We start from the raw sequence: 15,720 nt of genomic DNA, 5'->3' as shown, positions 1-15,720 counted from the left end.
TTATTTTTTTAATAGCCAACGTTTTGTTTTATGCCTGATCCGTTGAGAATGCTCTCTTGTGGAATTGGGTATAATAACTGGTAATCTCCTTCCCAGGGTTGCTTTATCGGGATAGCCGAAAGTACTTCCCTAGCCTTCCCGGTCCTCTTGAGGTTGAGCCACCTGTGCCCCCATTCGGTGAACATTTCCATTTGCCATTCCTTGGCTACGGCATCCAGCAGCGCATTACCCGATAAAGTATCCGGTAAGACAGGTAACATGGCCCGTTTCCTGATAACATTTAAATCTGCAATTGCTCCCTGTGGCCCTCCCGGGGCGCCATGGGCTTTAGCTTCAGCGCGTATCAAGTACTGCTCCGCAAGCCTGAGTAACATGTAATACTCCGTGGCGGCGCCGCCAATCACACGGTTTTCCGGTCCTACCTTATATTTGTATGGATAATAATAATATTGCCCGACAGGCGAGCCTATAGGATAAAAGAAGATGCTATCCGTCCACTTAACTTTCCTGTTATCGTCCGGTTCAAAAGCAGCTAATAACTGCTCAGAGAGATAAGCAGATGCGCCCGAATAACCATACGGTAATAAATTGTAACCTTCCAAGGTAGCATTCCCTGCAAGGCCGTCATTGACATTTTGATTCAATTGCCAAATGGCTTCTTTACTGTCTGTTAAAAAAACATCGTTTAAATCATCTTCCAAGCCAAAGAGATTCGTGTTATCAATTACCTTGGTAGCTTCCGCGGCGGCATTTTCATAATCTTCTAGGTACAAGTACACCCTTGCCAACAATGCGCTCGCTGCAAATGCATTGACACGTATCCGCTTTTCATTGCTTACGGAATAATCCGTAGGCAAATCCGATCGGGCATCCTTCAAATCCTGGATGATTTGTTTATACACTTCTTCAACCGGGGTGCGGGACATACCCGCTACTTTAAGCGGATCGGATACCAATACCAGCGGAACATCCCCGTACAAATTAACCAGGTAGAAGTAACAGAAAGCCCTTATGCATTTTGCTTCCGCTGTAAGTTGTTTGCGCATGCCAGCGGTAAGCCGGGAAGAAGAAGATTGAGCAATCCCGTCAATCACCGCGTTGGTTCCATTGATGGTAGCATACAAGCTTGTCCAAATATTATCCAATTCGGCAATGCTCTCACCGGTTAATTTATTCATATTAATAGCTGCATGCGTAATAATAAATCCTAAGTAGGGAGAAACTAGCTCGTCAGAAGAAAGGGCGCTAACCCAGGAAACAAGCCCATTCGCGAAATTAGAAGTCCCTTCATTTATGCCGATCATACTTACATATACTCCGATCATAGCGGAATTAGCTTGGATATCGGTACTGAAGACCTGCTCGGCAGTAACCTTTTCTTTGGGAGGGGGTACCTCCAATAATTTCTTGCAGGAGATGAAGGGCAGCAGCATTAGTAAAAGAAAAATCCGTTTCATAAATGAATTTTTGAGTTAGATACTTAATTGCAGGTGTAAGACATAGATTTTGGCAGGTGGCATACCGCCAAAATTCCGCGTCTCCGGGTCAAGCCCTTTGTAGCCCGTAATCGTAAAAATATTTTGCGCATTCAGTCCGATGGAACAATTTTTCATCTTCAGCTTGCTCAACCAAGTACCCGGCAGGTTATAAGTAAGCGATAAGTTGCTGAGCCGTATGTAAGAAGCATCCGTATAAGCTCCGTCAGACATTGAAAAAAGATTATCCCTTTGGTTAAACGAAGTTGAAAATGCTGGATAAGGCGTAATATCTCCGGGCTTTTTCCAATTTTTCTTGTAAACTTCCACTGCTATGTTATTGTTGAAACTCCCGAAGCTGCCCGACGTGTAAAGCGCATTCTCCCCCATCTGTTTCGTGAAGTTAAATTGGAGGCCAAGGCTAAATTGTTTATACCTGTACATGGAGCTGATTCCTCCATAATATTGCGGAGCAGCGTCAAGACTTATGTATGAGTCGGGATTGAACGCCCCGGCGGCGGCACCAATATCGCCGTTTTTGTCATGGTCCTCGATAGCGAAGCTCCCCGTTAGCGGATTTACACCCAGGTAGTGAAATACGTAACGCGTAGTAAGCGGATACCCTACTTTATACCTACTGGCGTATGGAGAGGTTTCAAGATCCGGAAAAGATACGAGCAGATTCTTATTGGTACTAATGTTAAAGGAAACAGACCAAGTCATATCTTTCTTCCGCAACAATTGCGCATTCACTAAGCCTTCCCATCCGCTATTCTGTATGGTGGCAGGCAGGTTGGTGATGATAGAATTGAAGCCTGTAAATTGCGGAAGCGGGTAGCCCGTGATCTGGTTGCCGGTACGGTTGCGGTAATGGGAGACTGATAAGGTAATAGTATTCTCCAGCAAACCGATCTCTATAGCTCCCTCTACTTTCTTATTTTGTTCCCAGTAATAGTTTTGGTTAGGCGGATTTTGCGGGATATAAGGCACCATCCCGTCATACAGCGGATAAGGTTGTGAAGGTGAAGCCGAAGAACCCCATAACGACAGGTATTGATAGGTGCTTCCGCCCGTATTCCCGGTAGTTCCGTAGCTACCCCTGAATTTAACATTGCTGATAAATGACGGCAAAATTTTATCCATCCACTCTTCTTCCGATGCGATCCAAGCTACACCGATGGAACCAAAGTTCCCGAACTGCCTGCCCGGTCCGAAATTAGAACTACCATCCCTACGGCCGTTTAAATTAATCACGTACCTATTCTTAAGATTATAGCTGATGCGGGCAAAAGCGCCTAAATACTTTGAATAAAAGTATGCATCCGTCGGACGTTCTATGACCGGGGCATTTACAATGGAATACAACAAGTTATCATCTGTATATCCCCGCCCTACTACCGAGGTAGCAACACCGGAGGAAGAGGTTAGGGTAGCGCCCAGCAGCACATCTACGGAAGCTTCTCCCAATAGGAAATGGTAATCGGCCTGCGGTTCAATATTCCACCCACTCACCCTATTGGTATTAAAGCTTGCATAACCAACCGGGTTCTTATTTGGATTTTGCGATGTTATCGGGTTAAAAAAATCGTTAGCGTTTTGAGTATAAGTATAGCCGAAAAGGGTATTAAAGGAAAACCCTTTAAACGGTTTGTAACTCAAGCGCAGGCTGGAAGTGAGCGCATTGGTTCTTTGCGGGTTCGATTGTTTCAAAGTGCCGAAGGGAAACACATCCGGGCCGCCACCGGCATTCCATTCATTCCAATTCAGGTTACCATCTTTATCAAATATGGCAGGGCTGTTCGGCGCCAACCTTGGATTTCCCGAACCATTCACTACATCCACCAAACTGTTGGCAAAGTTGACAGACAGATCCGTTGAAAAACGGTAATCCTTCGTGGTATGCGATAATCCCAACGCCATTGTTCCGCGTTGGCTTGCCCCGGAAACCACGGTAATATCCGTCACCCTGGAATAACCGCCATTGATGCGGAATGTTGTTTGTCTATTGCCACCGGATAAGCCCGCCGAAATAGCCGTATTCAGGCCCGTACCGCCCCAAAGTTCCTTTTGCCAGTTTGTATAGCGATCCTGATCCCAAGCCAATAAATCGGGAGCATTAGCAGCAGTGGGGGTAATGCCATCATTTTTAAAAGCTTCGCGGCGCATTTGCAGGTATTGCTGCGTATTCAACATATCCCAATAGCGGGTGATCTTTTGTATGCCCTGCGTTACATTGAGATTAAAAGTTGTTGCATTGGGAACACCCTTTTTAGTGGTGATCAGTACCACGCCGTTAGTTCCCCTCGATCCGTAAATGGCGGTAGCATCTGCATCCTTGAGCACATCGATGCTCTCAATATCCTTGGGGTTAATATTGAATAATGGACTCAGGCCGCCTGTAAAACTATTTCCGTACAATATTCCTTGCTGCCCGGTTACACTTACCGGGACACCATCGATAATGTATAAAGGCTCCGTATTCAAATTTAAAGAACTCACGCCCCTTATCGCCACGTTTACCGGGGCGCTGGCATAACCGTTTGTTTGGGTGATTACCAACCCCGGCACCCTACCCTGCAATGCGAGCAAAGGGTTACTTACGGGTTGATCTTCTATTTCTTTTGCAGTTATCCTGGTAATATTCCCGGTGGCGAATCTTTGGCTGGTTTTACCGTATCCCTGGAGCACCACTTGATCGAGCGTGTTGGTAGCTACAGCCATCGTAACATAAATCATATTCTGCCCGTTCACGGGTACCTCTGCCGTTGCATAACCTACCATGCTACACCTGATAACATCATTTGGAAGAATGTCTTCGATTTTGAATTCGCCCTTCTTATCGGTTATAGCTCCTTTCCCGGTACGTTTTACAATAACGTTCACGTTGTCCATCATTTCTCCCTGCCCGTTCAGGATCAAACCCGAAACGGAGAACTTGGGATTTGTTTCTTCCGTTTGTTCTTTTGTATCTCCAGGTGCGGCAGGTATATTACCTTCCAAAATAATGATGGCGTTGCCTATTAATTTATAGGTGAGCCCGTGATCTTTAAAGCAAAGCTTCATTACATCCGTTACATCTGCATTCTTGACCGCGAAAGAAACCTTGATAGACTTAATTTTGTCTGCCAGTCCTTCATTATAAAAAACGGTGTACCCAGTTTGCTTTTTGACTTCTTTGAATACATTCTCAAGCCGCTGTTTTTTTACTGTCAGTGTAATTTTTTTGGTTGGTTCTTGTGCAAATAATTCACAACAATGCAGTAAACAGGCGGCAAATAACAATAAGAGTTTGAGTCTCATTTGCCTAATTTTAATTTTGGTTGAATTTTGATGCTTATGCTAATTATTTATGGCAGATCAACTATAGTTTGTTCGCGAAATATCTGCCAATACTCTCCCTGGCGATGCTGTACGATCGCTATAATTAGTAGGGGAAAGCCTACTTTTTTAATGGTTGGTTATGGTTTGACGATTATTTTTCTCCCTTTAATTTCGAACCGTATATTGTTGGCTTTCAGCATTTCCAATACGAGTGATATATTATTGCTTTTTGAAATTTCCCCGCTAAATTTCATATCCGGCACTTCCCCTTCATAAGTTACGGTTACATCGTACCAACGGGCTATTTGCCGCATCACCGTTTGCAAGTCGGTGGCATCGAAATAAAAATAGCCTTTCCTCCAGGCAGTGACTGCCTCCGTATTTACATTAGAAAGAATTTCGAGCGATCCTGATTTATTTAATATTGCCTGCTGGCCAGGTTTCATTACCTGGTGTTCGGTGGCCGTATTGAACCTTATAGCCCCTTCAAGAAGCGTGGCCTTAAGCGTAGGTTCATCTGCATAAGAATTGATATTGAACCGCGTACCCAGCACCTGTATATCACTACCGTTGGGCGATTTTACCCTGAATGGCTTCCCTGCCATTTGCGCTACTTCAAAATATACTTCCCCGGTTACTTTCACGAGCCGTTCGGAACCGTCGAAGAAGGTGGGATAAGTGATGGACGATGCCGCATTTAACCAAACATCGGTTCCATCCGGTAATTGTAACTTGTATTGACCGCCCCTGGGCACCGATAATGTATGGTATTCTGCCACTGCGGCTTTACCTTGATAGTTTAGGATGCCGCTGTCGTTAGCAACGGTTAACCCGCCGCTCTGAACGATGTTGCCACGGCTTGTATCTAACATGATGACGCGCCCGTTGCCAAGTTTCAATACCGCGCGTTCCGCTCCCGGTCCAACATCTTCCATGGCAACAATTGACGGATGTTTATTATACTGGTTATATAAAATCCAGGTGGTAGCAGCGCCGAGGATGACAAAAATAATGGCTGCCGCTGCCTGCCAAGTAAAGCGTGGCCTGCGGTGTATGTTAATAACCGGAACAGGTGTATTATGTATGCTTTCGAATAACCTTTCTTTTATCTCCTGTTCAATACCCGGCTTGCCTTCCGCACCCAAGTTATGCAAGGGATCCACATCTTTATGAAGTTCATCCAAATAGTCCATGTACACTTCTACAAAGTGGATCTCTTCCGGCGTTGCGCGTCCGGTTTCATACCTTTCGAGTACTTGCCTTAGATATATTTTGTCCTTTTCAGAAAGCATACAATCGTCCTTTACAACTATAGTCACAAAAGAATGAGCTTCTTCCCGAAGGAATCAGAAATTTTTTAAAAAAAATTTAGTGGGGTGGGTTTGTCAACAATAATAATAGGATAGAAAGGTGCTTAAATCTTGCCTTTAGGTATTGGGTAGTAATGCTTAAATTGTTTTGAACCGTTTTCCTGGATAAGTTCATCTCTACGGCTATTTCCTGCGTGGAGAGGTTATCGAAATAATATTTAACAAATATCTCCCGCTGCTTTCCCGGCAACACGGCGATCCATGCTTCGAGGAGCTTGATAAATTCGTTCATATTCACTTCGCTGTCGGCCTTGAAAGGAGATTGCAATACCGATTCGAAGGAATCTATCAGCGCCGTACTTTTTTTCCTGTTAATATGATTGATGACCCTGAACCGGACGGCCTTTTCGAGGTAAGCGGGCAGGTGCTCTATAGACAGATCGGCCCTTCTTTTCCAAATATCCAGCAGCACGTCATGCACGATTTCCTTTGCATCTTCGCCGTTGTTCAATTTATTGTAAGCCGATTTGTATAGTTTTTCCCAATAGCGGTTGTATATCTCCGTGAAGGCGCCTTCTTCGCTGAATTTTAGTGATTCAAGAAGCTGTAGATCGGTATATGTACTAAAACTCGACAATCCAATGCATTTATCGAACATTCATGATATCCAAAAATAAACAAAAAATGGAGGAAAGGAAATACTTCGGCTGAATGCTTTTATTGTCGATATAGCGGGAATAAAAAACAATTAAAATTTCTGCCTTGAAAGCAATCTAGGTTAATTATTAATAGCACGGGGAAAAACCGGGGGTGGAAAATGTATTAATAAAATTTCGAGACATGTACCTGTTCAGCAACTGGAGACTTACCCATTTTTCATTCCTTTTCCTATATGCAGCCATTGTATCACAGGGAAGTTTGCTGCCTTTTTGCTTTACTTCATAAATAAAGCTGTCGCACTGGGATTCAGTCATAATGCTATTCGTAATGGCCACTTCTAAAATATCCATGGTAGTAAAATAAACGATACCATATAATTCACAATAATCTTTAATATCCTTTACATTACTACTGGCAATAAATTCATTTCTAAATCTTGCCACTGCCATACAAGCGCTTTCTCCCTCCCCTCTTATCTTCTTTAAAGCCGCGTACTCCTATAATATCTCGAAATCCTTCGGCATGGGTTCAACGGGTATTTTACACCAGTAGAGGAAATTTTCAATTCCCAAGGCCTCCGATTTTCTTTTTATCAATTCCTGCTTTACCTTATCTAGCATTACAAGCCTATGAGGAAAAATGGCAGGTAACATCATTTGATATCCTGCTTTTAAGAAATGTATTACTACATCGGCATCCAGTAATATCTTCGGATCACCTTTCTGTTTTGTCATCTTCCTCAAATTTTGTATCCAGGTCTATTCCTATATCCAGCATTAACCCATAAAAATCGGTTTCAGAAATCAACTCCTTATCATATAGTTTTTTTGCTTTTTCACCATAATCCCCGATAACTTTACCTGCATTTCCGTTTTCATATAACTCGCTACTGTAACCCATTAGTAAAGCGCTTCTTTTAATGCTCCCCGTAGTTTGCAATTCATCCTTTTTTGCTTTACTTACCAGGTCAATAAACATAAGCCTGTTAAGAAGCGCGGCTCTCGATACCCCGAAGTATTGTTCCATCTTTACAATGGTATTCAAACTTATTTTATTAAGGCTCAATTCTTCCCTGGGTAACAATTCAAAAATGCCGCCTTCCGGCATCAGCAGATAAGAAGCAAACCAATCTGCATTGTATTCTTCACTGTCCTTTTTATCAAAAGTGCCGACTTCACAAATCCTGTTTTTGAAATTTTCCTGGATAATCAAATGATACAGCTCATGACCTATCGTAAAATGTTGTCTTGCTAAAATATCATTGGAATTCACCATCATGAAATTGCCAGTACCGTTCTTGACTGCCATCCCGGAAAAATTACCAGTTATTTCTTTGAATACCGTAATAACGTTCAGCCTTGCTAACAGCTTGTATACATCCGCGGGTTCCGTTGGAGTCAAGCCATGTTCTTCACGAAATTTATTCGCCCTGAATTCTAAATATCTTTCTTTAAGCATTTTTTCCCTCCAGGTTGGTTATCCGTTGATAATTTTTAATGACCCTCCTGAATGCAGCAATGCTTTCCAGGTCTTTTTCATTGAATTCATTAGCTCTAAATGCAAAAGCCAGTTCCGTGGAAGCCGCTTCCATAGTATCTGAAAAAAAGATATCTAAATCTACTCCAAACAAATCGGCCAATTTTTCTAAAACCTCTAAAGGCGCTTCCCTTGCGCCCGTTTCATAGTAACTGATCATTTCCCGCTTCACGCCCAGGAAGTTCGCTACTACCTCCTGGCTATAGCCAAACTTCTCCCTTAAAGTTCTAATTATGGTATCTGCATTTGTCATTCTACTTTTGTTTGTTACAAATCTACTTCATATTATTGAAATATGATTTTTCGTAACAAAAAATGCGCGATTATCTGGAATCATGATACCATTTAAAGGAAAAAACTACCAATTTGTAACAAATTGGCATCTCAACTATATTATTTTCAAGCCTGCCATCAATAAACCGACCTCATTTATTACCCGTCTTGTCAAGTTATTTCACGATTCCTCCCTTAGAATTATCCATTTACCCACTTCAGAAGCCCATCCACCCACTTAAAAACCCCGATTTACCAGCTTTTAGGTACCCTGGGGTACTTCGGAACTCCAATCGAGGACCTTTTTTAAGGTATAGGGTACTTCGGAAGTACCCCTACCCACTTCCGAAGTACCCTGGCTTGGAAAAATAAAAAATCGTGACCCACTTCGGAACTACCCGGGGGTACTTCGGAACTCCGATCGAGGAGCTTTGAAGTGGGTGGGGGTACCTTTTTTGGGGGATAACCGGAGTAAAAAGATCCTCGCTTGAGGCTTTTAAGTACCCTGGGGTACCTCGGAAGTGGGTGGGGGTACCTCGGAAGTGGGTAGGGGTACTTCCGAGATGGGTAAAACATGCAATACCTTGGCAGGGAGACACAAAAATACCCCTTGAATTAGTTATTTAACATCAAGGGGTAGTAAATAATATTATTTTTTAATACGATAAAATTATGCCGGCTTGTTCTCGGCAGCAGGGGCAGATTCGGTATTTGCACCCTTGATAAAATGGCCCGACAAATCATCGTAAACGGCTTTGGCCTTTTGTACGCTGTGCTTGCTGGCCACTTTTACAGAACTGTAAAAGGCCAAGCTGTTGGTATAAGCCTCGCTGCCGCATTTCATGCGGGTATCATCGATACCATCATAAAGTTGTTTTACGGCGTTTAGCAAGGGTTCCAAGCTTTGCGCCCCGGCAACGTCGATTTCCAGATCTTCGATACTGAAAAAGCTGGGAGCCAAATCGGGGTTTCTTTTGGCAAGTTCATGCACCTTGTTAACAAAGCTAAACATCTTGTTTCCCATTTTGGGCAACATTTGTCTTTCCTCGGGCTGGAGGGTAATCAGGTAAGGCTTTAATTCATTGAAAGCCTCGTCGATTTTGTTGATAGCAGATTGGATTTTCTCTTGCGGAATCTCTGCATTGAAAATGTTCATGTTCTTCATGACATTGGAATTTATTCGAGGTTAAAAAAATCGGGTTACATCTTCAAAACTATACGGGTATATGGTTTGAAATAACAGGAAGGATTTAAAAATGTTTAGATAGTATTGAAAAACATTCATTTAATATTGATATATAGTTTTATATTAAAGTAGAATGATATAGTTAATTTTGATATGTCATTGAAACAAAATCATTTATAAAAATGACTTGTAAGGAATATGGACAAAAAAAATTTATGCTTCCAGGAGCAGGAAAAAACTGCGGCGATACTGAAAATACCTACGGCGGGCCAATTGCGAAGTGGGTAACCAGTAATTGTAGATACAGCGGGCCAGGTATATCTACAATTACCGGGAGTTTTGGAGGCCTTTATGCAACTACGGCATCTTGAATGTAATCTTCCAACATATAATCCGCATTATACTTGGATAGATTATCCGCCAGGTCGTTGAAAATGGCAGCCAGGGCTTGTTGTTCCGCCAGGTTGAAACATATCGCTTCATTTTCCAACTTTTGCGCTAATGCTTCAGGACTTAGGTTCAGCATTTCACACACTTGTTCCTGGAAAATATCCTGGAGGCTGTGTAGTTCGTCATTTAATAATTTCAACACGTTAATGTTGACCGAACGCTGGTGCATCGTGTTCATGGTTTCTGATTTTTTGGAAGTTAATGAATGAATTTAATTTTCAGTGAAGGTATGGATGGTTCATAGAGGCGACAACCGCATAGGTACGGTTATAGATAGAACTGATAGGTTTGATGTGATTGGTTTCAATTTTTTATGACTGCGAATGATGCAACACAGTACGAGAATAAGCTATTTCAATGAAATGAGACGATATGAGATGAATAGAGACTATAAGTGATCCTAACCTGATTTTTAACCAAACTGTTTAATGCTTCAAAATCCTCCAAAAGATTCGACATTTCCCCTCCCTTTTCCACAAAAGCGGGAATAGTACAGTCAAATGTATTGTTCCCATTTTTATTTTCTGCTCCTACAAGATTTTTACTTGATCCTTATTTGCTTTCAAATTTTTCTGTAGCTTAGTGCTAACACAACGTCGAACATCCTCGCGTAGTAACCGCGTTAGTTGTGATTTGCTTTCAAATTTTTCTGTAGCTTAGTGCTAACACAACAAATAGGAAAACACCCCAACACAGCGATCGGTTGTGATTTGCTTTCAAATTTTTCTGTAGCTTAGTGCTAACACAACAATTAACATCCTGGGCATTAAAGGCGTTGGTTGTGATTTGCTTTCAAATTTTTCTGTAGCTTAGTGCTAACACAACCTTGGAAAGGCGTACAACATTCCAAGTGAGTTGTGATTTGCTTTCAAATTTTTCTGTAGCTTAGTGCTAACACAACGGAGCAATGGATATACCTCTACTGCGTATTGTTGTGATTTGCTTTCAAATTTTTCTGTAGCTTAGTGCTAACACAACCGGTACCTGAAGATGATTACATGATGGTGTTGTGATTTGCTTTCAAATTTTTCTGTAGCTTAGTGCTAACACAACGTGGTCATTTGATTCTAATTCGAAACTTTGTTGTGATTTGCTTTCAAATTTTTCTGTAGCTTAGTGCTAACACAACAATTGTACTAGACGTGCCTGATGCTTCCGTGTTGTGATTTGCTTTCAAATTTTTCTGTAGCTTAGTGCTAACACAACAATTTTAGCGATTACTGCTTCGTGACGGCTGTTGTGATTTGCTTTCAAATTTTTCTGTAGCTTAGTGCTAACACAACCATCTGGTAAAAAGCATTGTCATTATGATAGTTGTGATTTGCTTTCAAATTTTTCTGTAGCTTAGTGCTAACACAACTTAATTTTTATTTTAGGAAATACAGGCGCCGTTGTGATTTGCTTTCAAATTTTTCTGTAGCTTAGTGCTAACACAACACAATTTGTAACATAAATCCACGTAGCTAGGTTGTGATTTGCTTTCAAATTTTTCTGTAGCTTAGTGCTAACACAACGGAACTAACCGTCTATCACCTACAGGGTTAGTTGTGATTTGCTTTCAAATTTTTCTGTAGCTTAGTGCTAACACAACCTCTAACATAGTTTTTATCATTTAATTGTCGTTGTGATTTGCTTTCAAATTTTTCTGTAGCTTAGTGCTAACACAACGTTGGCAAGAAATATTCATTGAACTCAGTAGTTGTGATTTGCTTTCAAATTTTTCTGTAGCTTAGTGCTAACACAACGAGCAAAGCGGCAAATTGGTTGAATGGAGCGTTGTGATTTGCTTTCAAATTTTTCTGTAGCTTAGTGCTAACACAACAATTTATCATCAAGGCAAATAAATGAGATAGTTGTGATTTGCTTTCAAATTTTTCTGTAGCTTAGTGCTAACACAACATTTAGGTCTAAAATATCAAAAACATCTTTGTTGTGATTTGCTTTCAAATTTTTCTGTAGCTTAGTGCTAACACAACCGACTCAGATGTGGGACGAGGCTTGCGCTTGTTGTGATTTGCTTTCAAATTTTTCTGTAGCTTAGTGCTAACACAACCTTTAAATGACGAACCCCTTGATTTTACCGTTGTGATTTGCTTTCAAATTTTTCTGTAGCTTAGTGCTAACACAACTTGCCTGGCATCTTACGGGATGCGAAGCGGGTTGTGATTTGCTTTTGGATTTGCAACAAAAAAATGGACAACTTATTAAGCTGCTTTTTTTAGAATAGATTTACTAAATTCTTCGGGTGGCAAATACCCTAATATTGAATGCCTTCGCTGCCTGTTATACCATATTTCGATGAACTCAAACAGCTCTTTTTTTGCGACTTCTACTGAATCATATACAGTATGGTGGCCGGTTTCTGATTTAAGTATCTTGAAGAAGTTCTCCATTACAGCATTATCCCAGCAGTTGCCCTTTCTACTCATACTCTGTTGTACAGAGTTGCCTTTTAGCAGATCTCTGAACTCCTCACTGGCATACTGTACACCTCTGTCTGAGTGAAAAACCATATTGGGTGCCACGGATCTATTTCTAATCGCCATATTCCAGGCAGCAACAGTAGTCTCCCTGGTTGTCATACCTGTACTCATGGACCATCCAACAATCCTTCTGTCAAACAGGTCCATGATGGCTGTTAAGTAAAGCCATCCGTTTTTTGTCCGGATGTAAGTCAGATCAGAAACCCATTTCTCTGATGGTGCCCTGGCAGTAAATTCTCTATTGAGGATATTGGCCGACACTTCCAGTTTATGGTTAGAATCTGTCGTGCATACTTTGAACTTGCCTGTAATAATACTGCGAAACCCTTTGTCCTTCATGATCCTGGCCACCCTGGGCCTGGAGGCATGCAGTCCCATAGACCTAAGTTCGGCAACTATTTTAGGGCTGCCGTATCTGCCTTTGCTTTTGTGGTAGATATCTTCAACTCCCTTGCAAAGCACTTGCCTGTACAGGGAAAGTTTTGATGGTTTTCTTATTGACCAGGCATAATAGCCACTACGGCTTACTTTGAACACCTTGCACATCTTCTCGACATCAAATTCTGCCTGATGGTCCTTTATGAACCTGAATATTTGTTGTCTTCCCTGGAGAAAATGCTCACTGCCTTTTTTAGTATCCGATTTTCCAATTCTGCTTCCTGGAGTGCTTTCTTCAGGGCCTGGATTTCCTTTTGCTCCGGTGTCAGATCCTGTTTTCCATTGCCAGGAAAACTACGGGTGTCATGTACACTGAACTCCCTGGTCCAGCGACGAAGCATTTCCGCAGCTATACCCAATTCTTTTGCAACAGTTACGGCTGGCTTGCCACTTCTGCGCAATTCTACTGCCATCAGTTTGAAGGATTTATCATAACTCCTTCTTTCTTTTTTACTCATTGTATTCAAAGTTAAGGAAAGAGCTTAACTATATGTCCACTCAAAGGTAGCAGTTCCACTTTCAAATTTTTCTGTAGCTTAGTGCTAACACAACTCATCGGGCTGGTCATCGCCGCCCTCCCTCGTTGTGATTTGCTTTCAAATTTTTCTGTAGCTTAGTGCTAACACAACTAAATTCGTTCCCGAAAACGCTCCAAATTTGTTGTGATTTGCTTTCAAATTTTTCTGTAGCTTAGTGCTAACACAACAGCTGCCGTAATGCGCCGCTAACCATACCAGTTGTGATTTGCTTTCAAATTTTTCTGTAGCTTAGTGCTAACACAACACCTATCGCTTTCTTCCTTTACTTTATCAGTTGTGATTTGCTTTCAAATTTTTCTGTAGCTTAGTGCTAACACAACGCGCTTACATTAATTGCATATACAGACATAGTTGTGATTTGCTTTCAAATTTTTCTGTAGCTTAGTGCTAACACAACCTGCTAGAAATTGATTTTAAGGGGCTTGCGTTGTGATTTGCTTTCAAATTTTTCTGTAGCTTAGTGCTAACACAACTCTAGAATTAGTTTATACCGTGGCTGAAAAGTTGTGATTTGCTTTCAAATTTTTCTGTAGCTTAGTGCTAACACAACAAGTTGCGTATAGGTGCCATCACAAAGGACGTTGTGATTTGCTTTCAAATTTTTCTGTAGCTTAGTGCTAACACAACGCAAAAGCAATTAATCCCCTTAACCTTGAGTTGTGATTTGCTTTCAAATTTTTCTGTAGCTTAGTGCTAACACAACACAATCTTTCTAATTGATTGATAACAATATAGTTAGATTGTATTTTAGGATGAAAAAAATGGCTTTAGGCTTCATTTTTTTCATCCTATTTTAAAATAATTCAAGTTGCTGTAAGGTTGGAGGTGGGTCTATACCTACTTTTCCCCGGAAGATTTCGAGCATAGAAAATTGCTTATCCGTGACGCACATAATGCCAACATGTCCCTTGGGTGGCAATATCCCCTTTACTCTTTTCATATGTACATCCGCATTTTCCTTGCTGTTGCAATGCCTGATATAAATACTGAATTGAAACATCGCGAAACCATCAGATAATATTTGTTTACGGAACTTCGCATAATTTTTACGATCCCGTTTGGTTTCGGTAGGGAGGTCAAAAAATACTAGAATCCACATAACTCTATATGCGCTATAACGTGAGTTCATACTTTTTCGGGCTTTAAATAAGCTCCGGATAAATAATTTTGCGCGCTGATCCTTCAAAACATTTCGCCAGGCTGGCGGTGCTGCGTTGAACTGCGTGCATAAGTGGGCTTTTGCGTCCTTGAACTAATACATCCATGGTTGGGATGCTCAATAACTGTTCTTTCATCCTAGGGGTCATCTCTAAAAACCTGCCGTTCATGCTTACTATATGGCAAACGATCTTATCTACAAAGGGCCTGTATGGCTCCATAATATCATCTGCCAAGCAATAAGCATTGTATTGATTCCTATGAAAAATACCTAAAGTTGGTAGTAAGCCGGAGCCTACCAAGCTCCGGGCAACTAATGCTCTCAATATGGCATAACCATAATTCAATAAATTATTCGGGGGAGGACCATACCGTTCCCTTCGAAACTGTAAAAAATCGGGAAACAGATTTTTCCAATAATATGTAGCGGCCTGGGCCTCGCAATTATCAGAATCACCGCTTTTTACAGCGCCTGCTAATTTCAATAACCGCTGATGCTCCAGCCTTTCCATAGCCATCAACTTAGCCTGGTTACTGATTTTAGTGATAACGGTTTGTTGCCAAAGCTGTTTTTTTAAGGGCACAGATGCTTCTACCTGTGCCCTGAATTTTTGGCTTTGTAATGTATTCCCATCCAAATTGAGCAATAAACCTACCGGGTGGTGGGTATGATCGCAAGTAATAACAGCCACATTTTGCGCTAATAATTTAGCTAATAATGCTTGTGTAATTGTAATCTGTTGATGATCCAGAATCAACAATCCTATATCCTCAATTGGCGCTATTTTGGTTTCTCCAGTTTTCGGGAGCTCAATTTGGAGTTGCTCCAAATTGGTTTTTAAGTAGGCCGGGCTTCCAAAATAGAGGGTACGTTTAATCATGAGCAACCAT

At 41.4% G+C, this 15,720-nt stretch carries 14 protein-coding genes and 2 CRISPR repeat arrays; all 14 genes read right to left on the bottom strand.

The window, feature by feature from the left end:
• Window positions 1-8 precede the first annotated feature (8 nt).
• Window positions 9-1,457: a RagB/SusD family nutrient uptake outer membrane protein gene (locus COR50_RS07290; RefSeq protein ID WP_098193389.1), complete on the bottom strand. Its 1,449-nt coding sequence runs from the start codon at window positions 1,455-1,457 to the stop codon at window positions 9-11.
• 15 nt (window positions 1,458-1,472) lie between these two features.
• Window positions 1,473-4,775, bottom strand: a complete 3,303-nt coding sequence (locus tag COR50_RS07285) for a SusC/RagA family TonB-linked outer membrane protein (RefSeq protein ID WP_098193388.1) — start codon at window positions 4,773-4,775, stop codon at window positions 1,473-1,475.
• Between the two features lie 158 nt (window positions 4,776-4,933).
• Window positions 4,934-6,088 (bottom strand): FecR family protein, encoded by a 1,155-nt coding sequence (locus COR50_RS07280; RefSeq protein WP_098193387.1) that lies wholly within the window; start codon window positions 6,086-6,088, stop codon window positions 4,934-4,936.
• Between the two features lie 76 nt (window positions 6,089-6,164).
• Complete coding sequence (locus COR50_RS07275) at window positions 6,165-6,743, bottom strand: RNA polymerase sigma factor (protein WP_157760679.1); 579 nt, start codon at window positions 6,741-6,743, stop codon at window positions 6,165-6,167.
• Between the two features lie 148 nt (window positions 6,744-6,891).
• Window positions 6,892-7,215, bottom strand: coding sequence for a hypothetical protein (locus COR50_RS07270; protein WP_098193385.1), 324 nt, complete (start codon window positions 7,213-7,215; stop codon window positions 6,892-6,894).
• Window positions 7,216-7,263: 48 nt separating this feature from the next.
• Window positions 7,264-7,500 (bottom strand): hypothetical protein, encoded by a 237-nt coding sequence (locus COR50_RS07265; RefSeq protein ID WP_098193384.1) that lies wholly within the window; start codon window positions 7,498-7,500, stop codon window positions 7,264-7,266.
• Window positions 7,481-8,224 carry an ImmA/IrrE family metallo-endopeptidase gene (locus COR50_RS07260; protein WP_098193383.1) on the bottom strand — a complete coding sequence of 248 codons (744 nt, stop codon included), beginning with the start codon at window positions 8,222-8,224 and terminating at the stop codon, window positions 7,481-7,483. The genes COR50_RS07265 and COR50_RS07260 overlap by 20 nt, the downstream gene beginning before the upstream one ends.
• Window positions 8,217-8,555 (bottom strand): helix-turn-helix domain-containing protein, encoded by a 339-nt coding sequence (locus COR50_RS07255; protein WP_098193382.1) that lies wholly within the window; start codon window positions 8,553-8,555, stop codon window positions 8,217-8,219. Before COR50_RS07255 ends, COR50_RS07260 begins: the two co-directional genes overlap by 8 nt.
• A 690-nt stretch (window positions 8,556-9,245) precedes the next feature.
• The gene (locus COR50_RS07250) at window positions 9,246-9,740 is read right to left on the bottom strand and encodes a hypothetical protein (RefSeq protein WP_098193381.1); all 495 of its coding nucleotides are present in this window, start codon (window positions 9,738-9,740) and stop codon (window positions 9,246-9,248) included.
• 370 nt (window positions 9,741-10,110) lie between these two features.
• A complete protein-coding gene (locus tag COR50_RS07245) occupies window positions 10,111-10,389 on the bottom strand; it encodes a hypothetical protein (RefSeq protein WP_098193380.1) in 279 nt (92 codons plus the stop codon).
• A 370-nt stretch (window positions 10,390-10,759) separates the two neighbouring features.
• Window positions 10,760-12,340: a CRISPR direct-repeat array (repeat unit 47 nt; unit sequence GTTGTGATTTGCTTTCAAATTTTTCTGTAGCTTAGTGCTAACACAAC).
• A gap of 75 nt (window positions 12,341-12,415) precedes the next feature.
• Window positions 12,416-13,276: an IS3 family transposase gene (locus COR50_RS07240; protein WP_232516366.1), complete on the bottom strand. Its 861-nt coding sequence runs from the start codon at window positions 13,274-13,276 to the stop codon at window positions 12,416-12,418.
• The gene (locus tag COR50_RS07235; protein ID WP_098193378.1) at window positions 13,273-13,590 is read right to left on the bottom strand and encodes a transposase; all 318 of its coding nucleotides are present in this window, start codon (window positions 13,588-13,590) and stop codon (window positions 13,273-13,275) included. Before COR50_RS07235 ends, COR50_RS07240 begins: the two co-directional genes overlap by 4 nt.
• Window positions 13,591-13,636: 46 nt before the next feature.
• Window positions 13,637-14,374: a CRISPR direct-repeat array (repeat unit 47 nt; unit sequence GTTGTGATTTGCTTTCAAATTTTTCTGTAGCTTAGTGCTAACACAAC).
• Window positions 14,375-14,464: 90 nt separating this feature from the next.
• A complete protein-coding gene (gene cas2 / locus COR50_RS07230; RefSeq protein WP_098193377.1) occupies window positions 14,465-14,800 on the bottom strand; it encodes a CRISPR-associated endonuclease Cas2 in 336 nt (111 codons plus the stop codon).
• Between the two features lie 13 nt (window positions 14,801-14,813).
• A complete protein-coding gene (cas1, locus tag COR50_RS07225; protein ID WP_098193376.1) occupies window positions 14,814-15,710 on the bottom strand; it encodes a type II CRISPR-associated endonuclease Cas1 in 897 nt (298 codons plus the stop codon).
• Window positions 15,711-15,720 lie beyond the last annotated feature (10 nt).

The organism is Chitinophaga caeni, from assembly GCF_002557795.1.
GTDB classification, from domain to species: Bacteria; Bacteroidota; Bacteroidia; order Chitinophagales; family Chitinophagaceae; genus Chitinophaga; species Chitinophaga caeni.
Note: the sequence above shows the minus strand (reverse complement) of the source record. Positions and strands in the feature narration are given on the sequence as shown.

Coding starts and splice junctions, on each gene's coding strand:
- COR50_RS07290 (WP_098193389.1), bottom strand. CDS start 1,457: ATGAAACGGATTTTTCTTTTACTAATGCTGCTGCCCTTCATCTCCTGC.
- COR50_RS07285 (WP_098193388.1), bottom strand. CDS start 4,775: ATGAGACTCAAACTCTTATTGTTATTTGCCGCCTGTTTACTGCATTGT.
- COR50_RS07280 (WP_098193387.1), bottom strand. CDS start 6,088: ATGCTTTCTGAAAAGGACAAAATATATCTAAGGCAAGTACTCGAAAGG.
- COR50_RS07270 (WP_098193385.1), bottom strand. CDS start 7,215: ATGGCAGTGGCAAGATTTAGAAATGAATTTATTGCCAGTAGTAATGTA.
- COR50_RS07265 (WP_098193384.1), bottom strand. CDS start 7,500: ATGACAAAACAGAAAGGTGATCCGAAGATATTACTGGATGCCGATGTA.
- COR50_RS07260 (WP_098193383.1), bottom strand. CDS start 8,224: ATGCTTAAAGAAAGATATTTAGAATTCAGGGCGAATAAATTTCGTGAA.
- COR50_RS07255 (WP_098193382.1), bottom strand. CDS start 8,555: ATGACAAATGCAGATACCATAATTAGAACTTTAAGGGAGAAGTTTGGC.
- COR50_RS07250 (WP_098193381.1), bottom strand. CDS start 9,740: ATGAAGAACATGAACATTTTCAATGCAGAGATTCCGCAAGAGAAAATC.
- COR50_RS07245 (WP_098193380.1), bottom strand. CDS start 10,389: ATGAACACGATGCACCAGCGTTCGGTCAACATTAACGTGTTGAAATTA.
- COR50_RS07235 (WP_098193378.1), bottom strand. CDS start 13,590: ATGAGTAAAAAAGAAAGAAGGAGTTATGATAAATCCTTCAAACTGATG.
- cas2 (WP_098193377.1), bottom strand. CDS start 14,800: ATGAACTCACGTTATAGCGCATATAGAGTTATGTGGATTCTAGTATTT.
- cas1 (WP_098193376.1), bottom strand. CDS start 15,710: ATGATTAAACGTACCCTCTATTTTGGAAGCCCGGCCTACTTAAAAACC.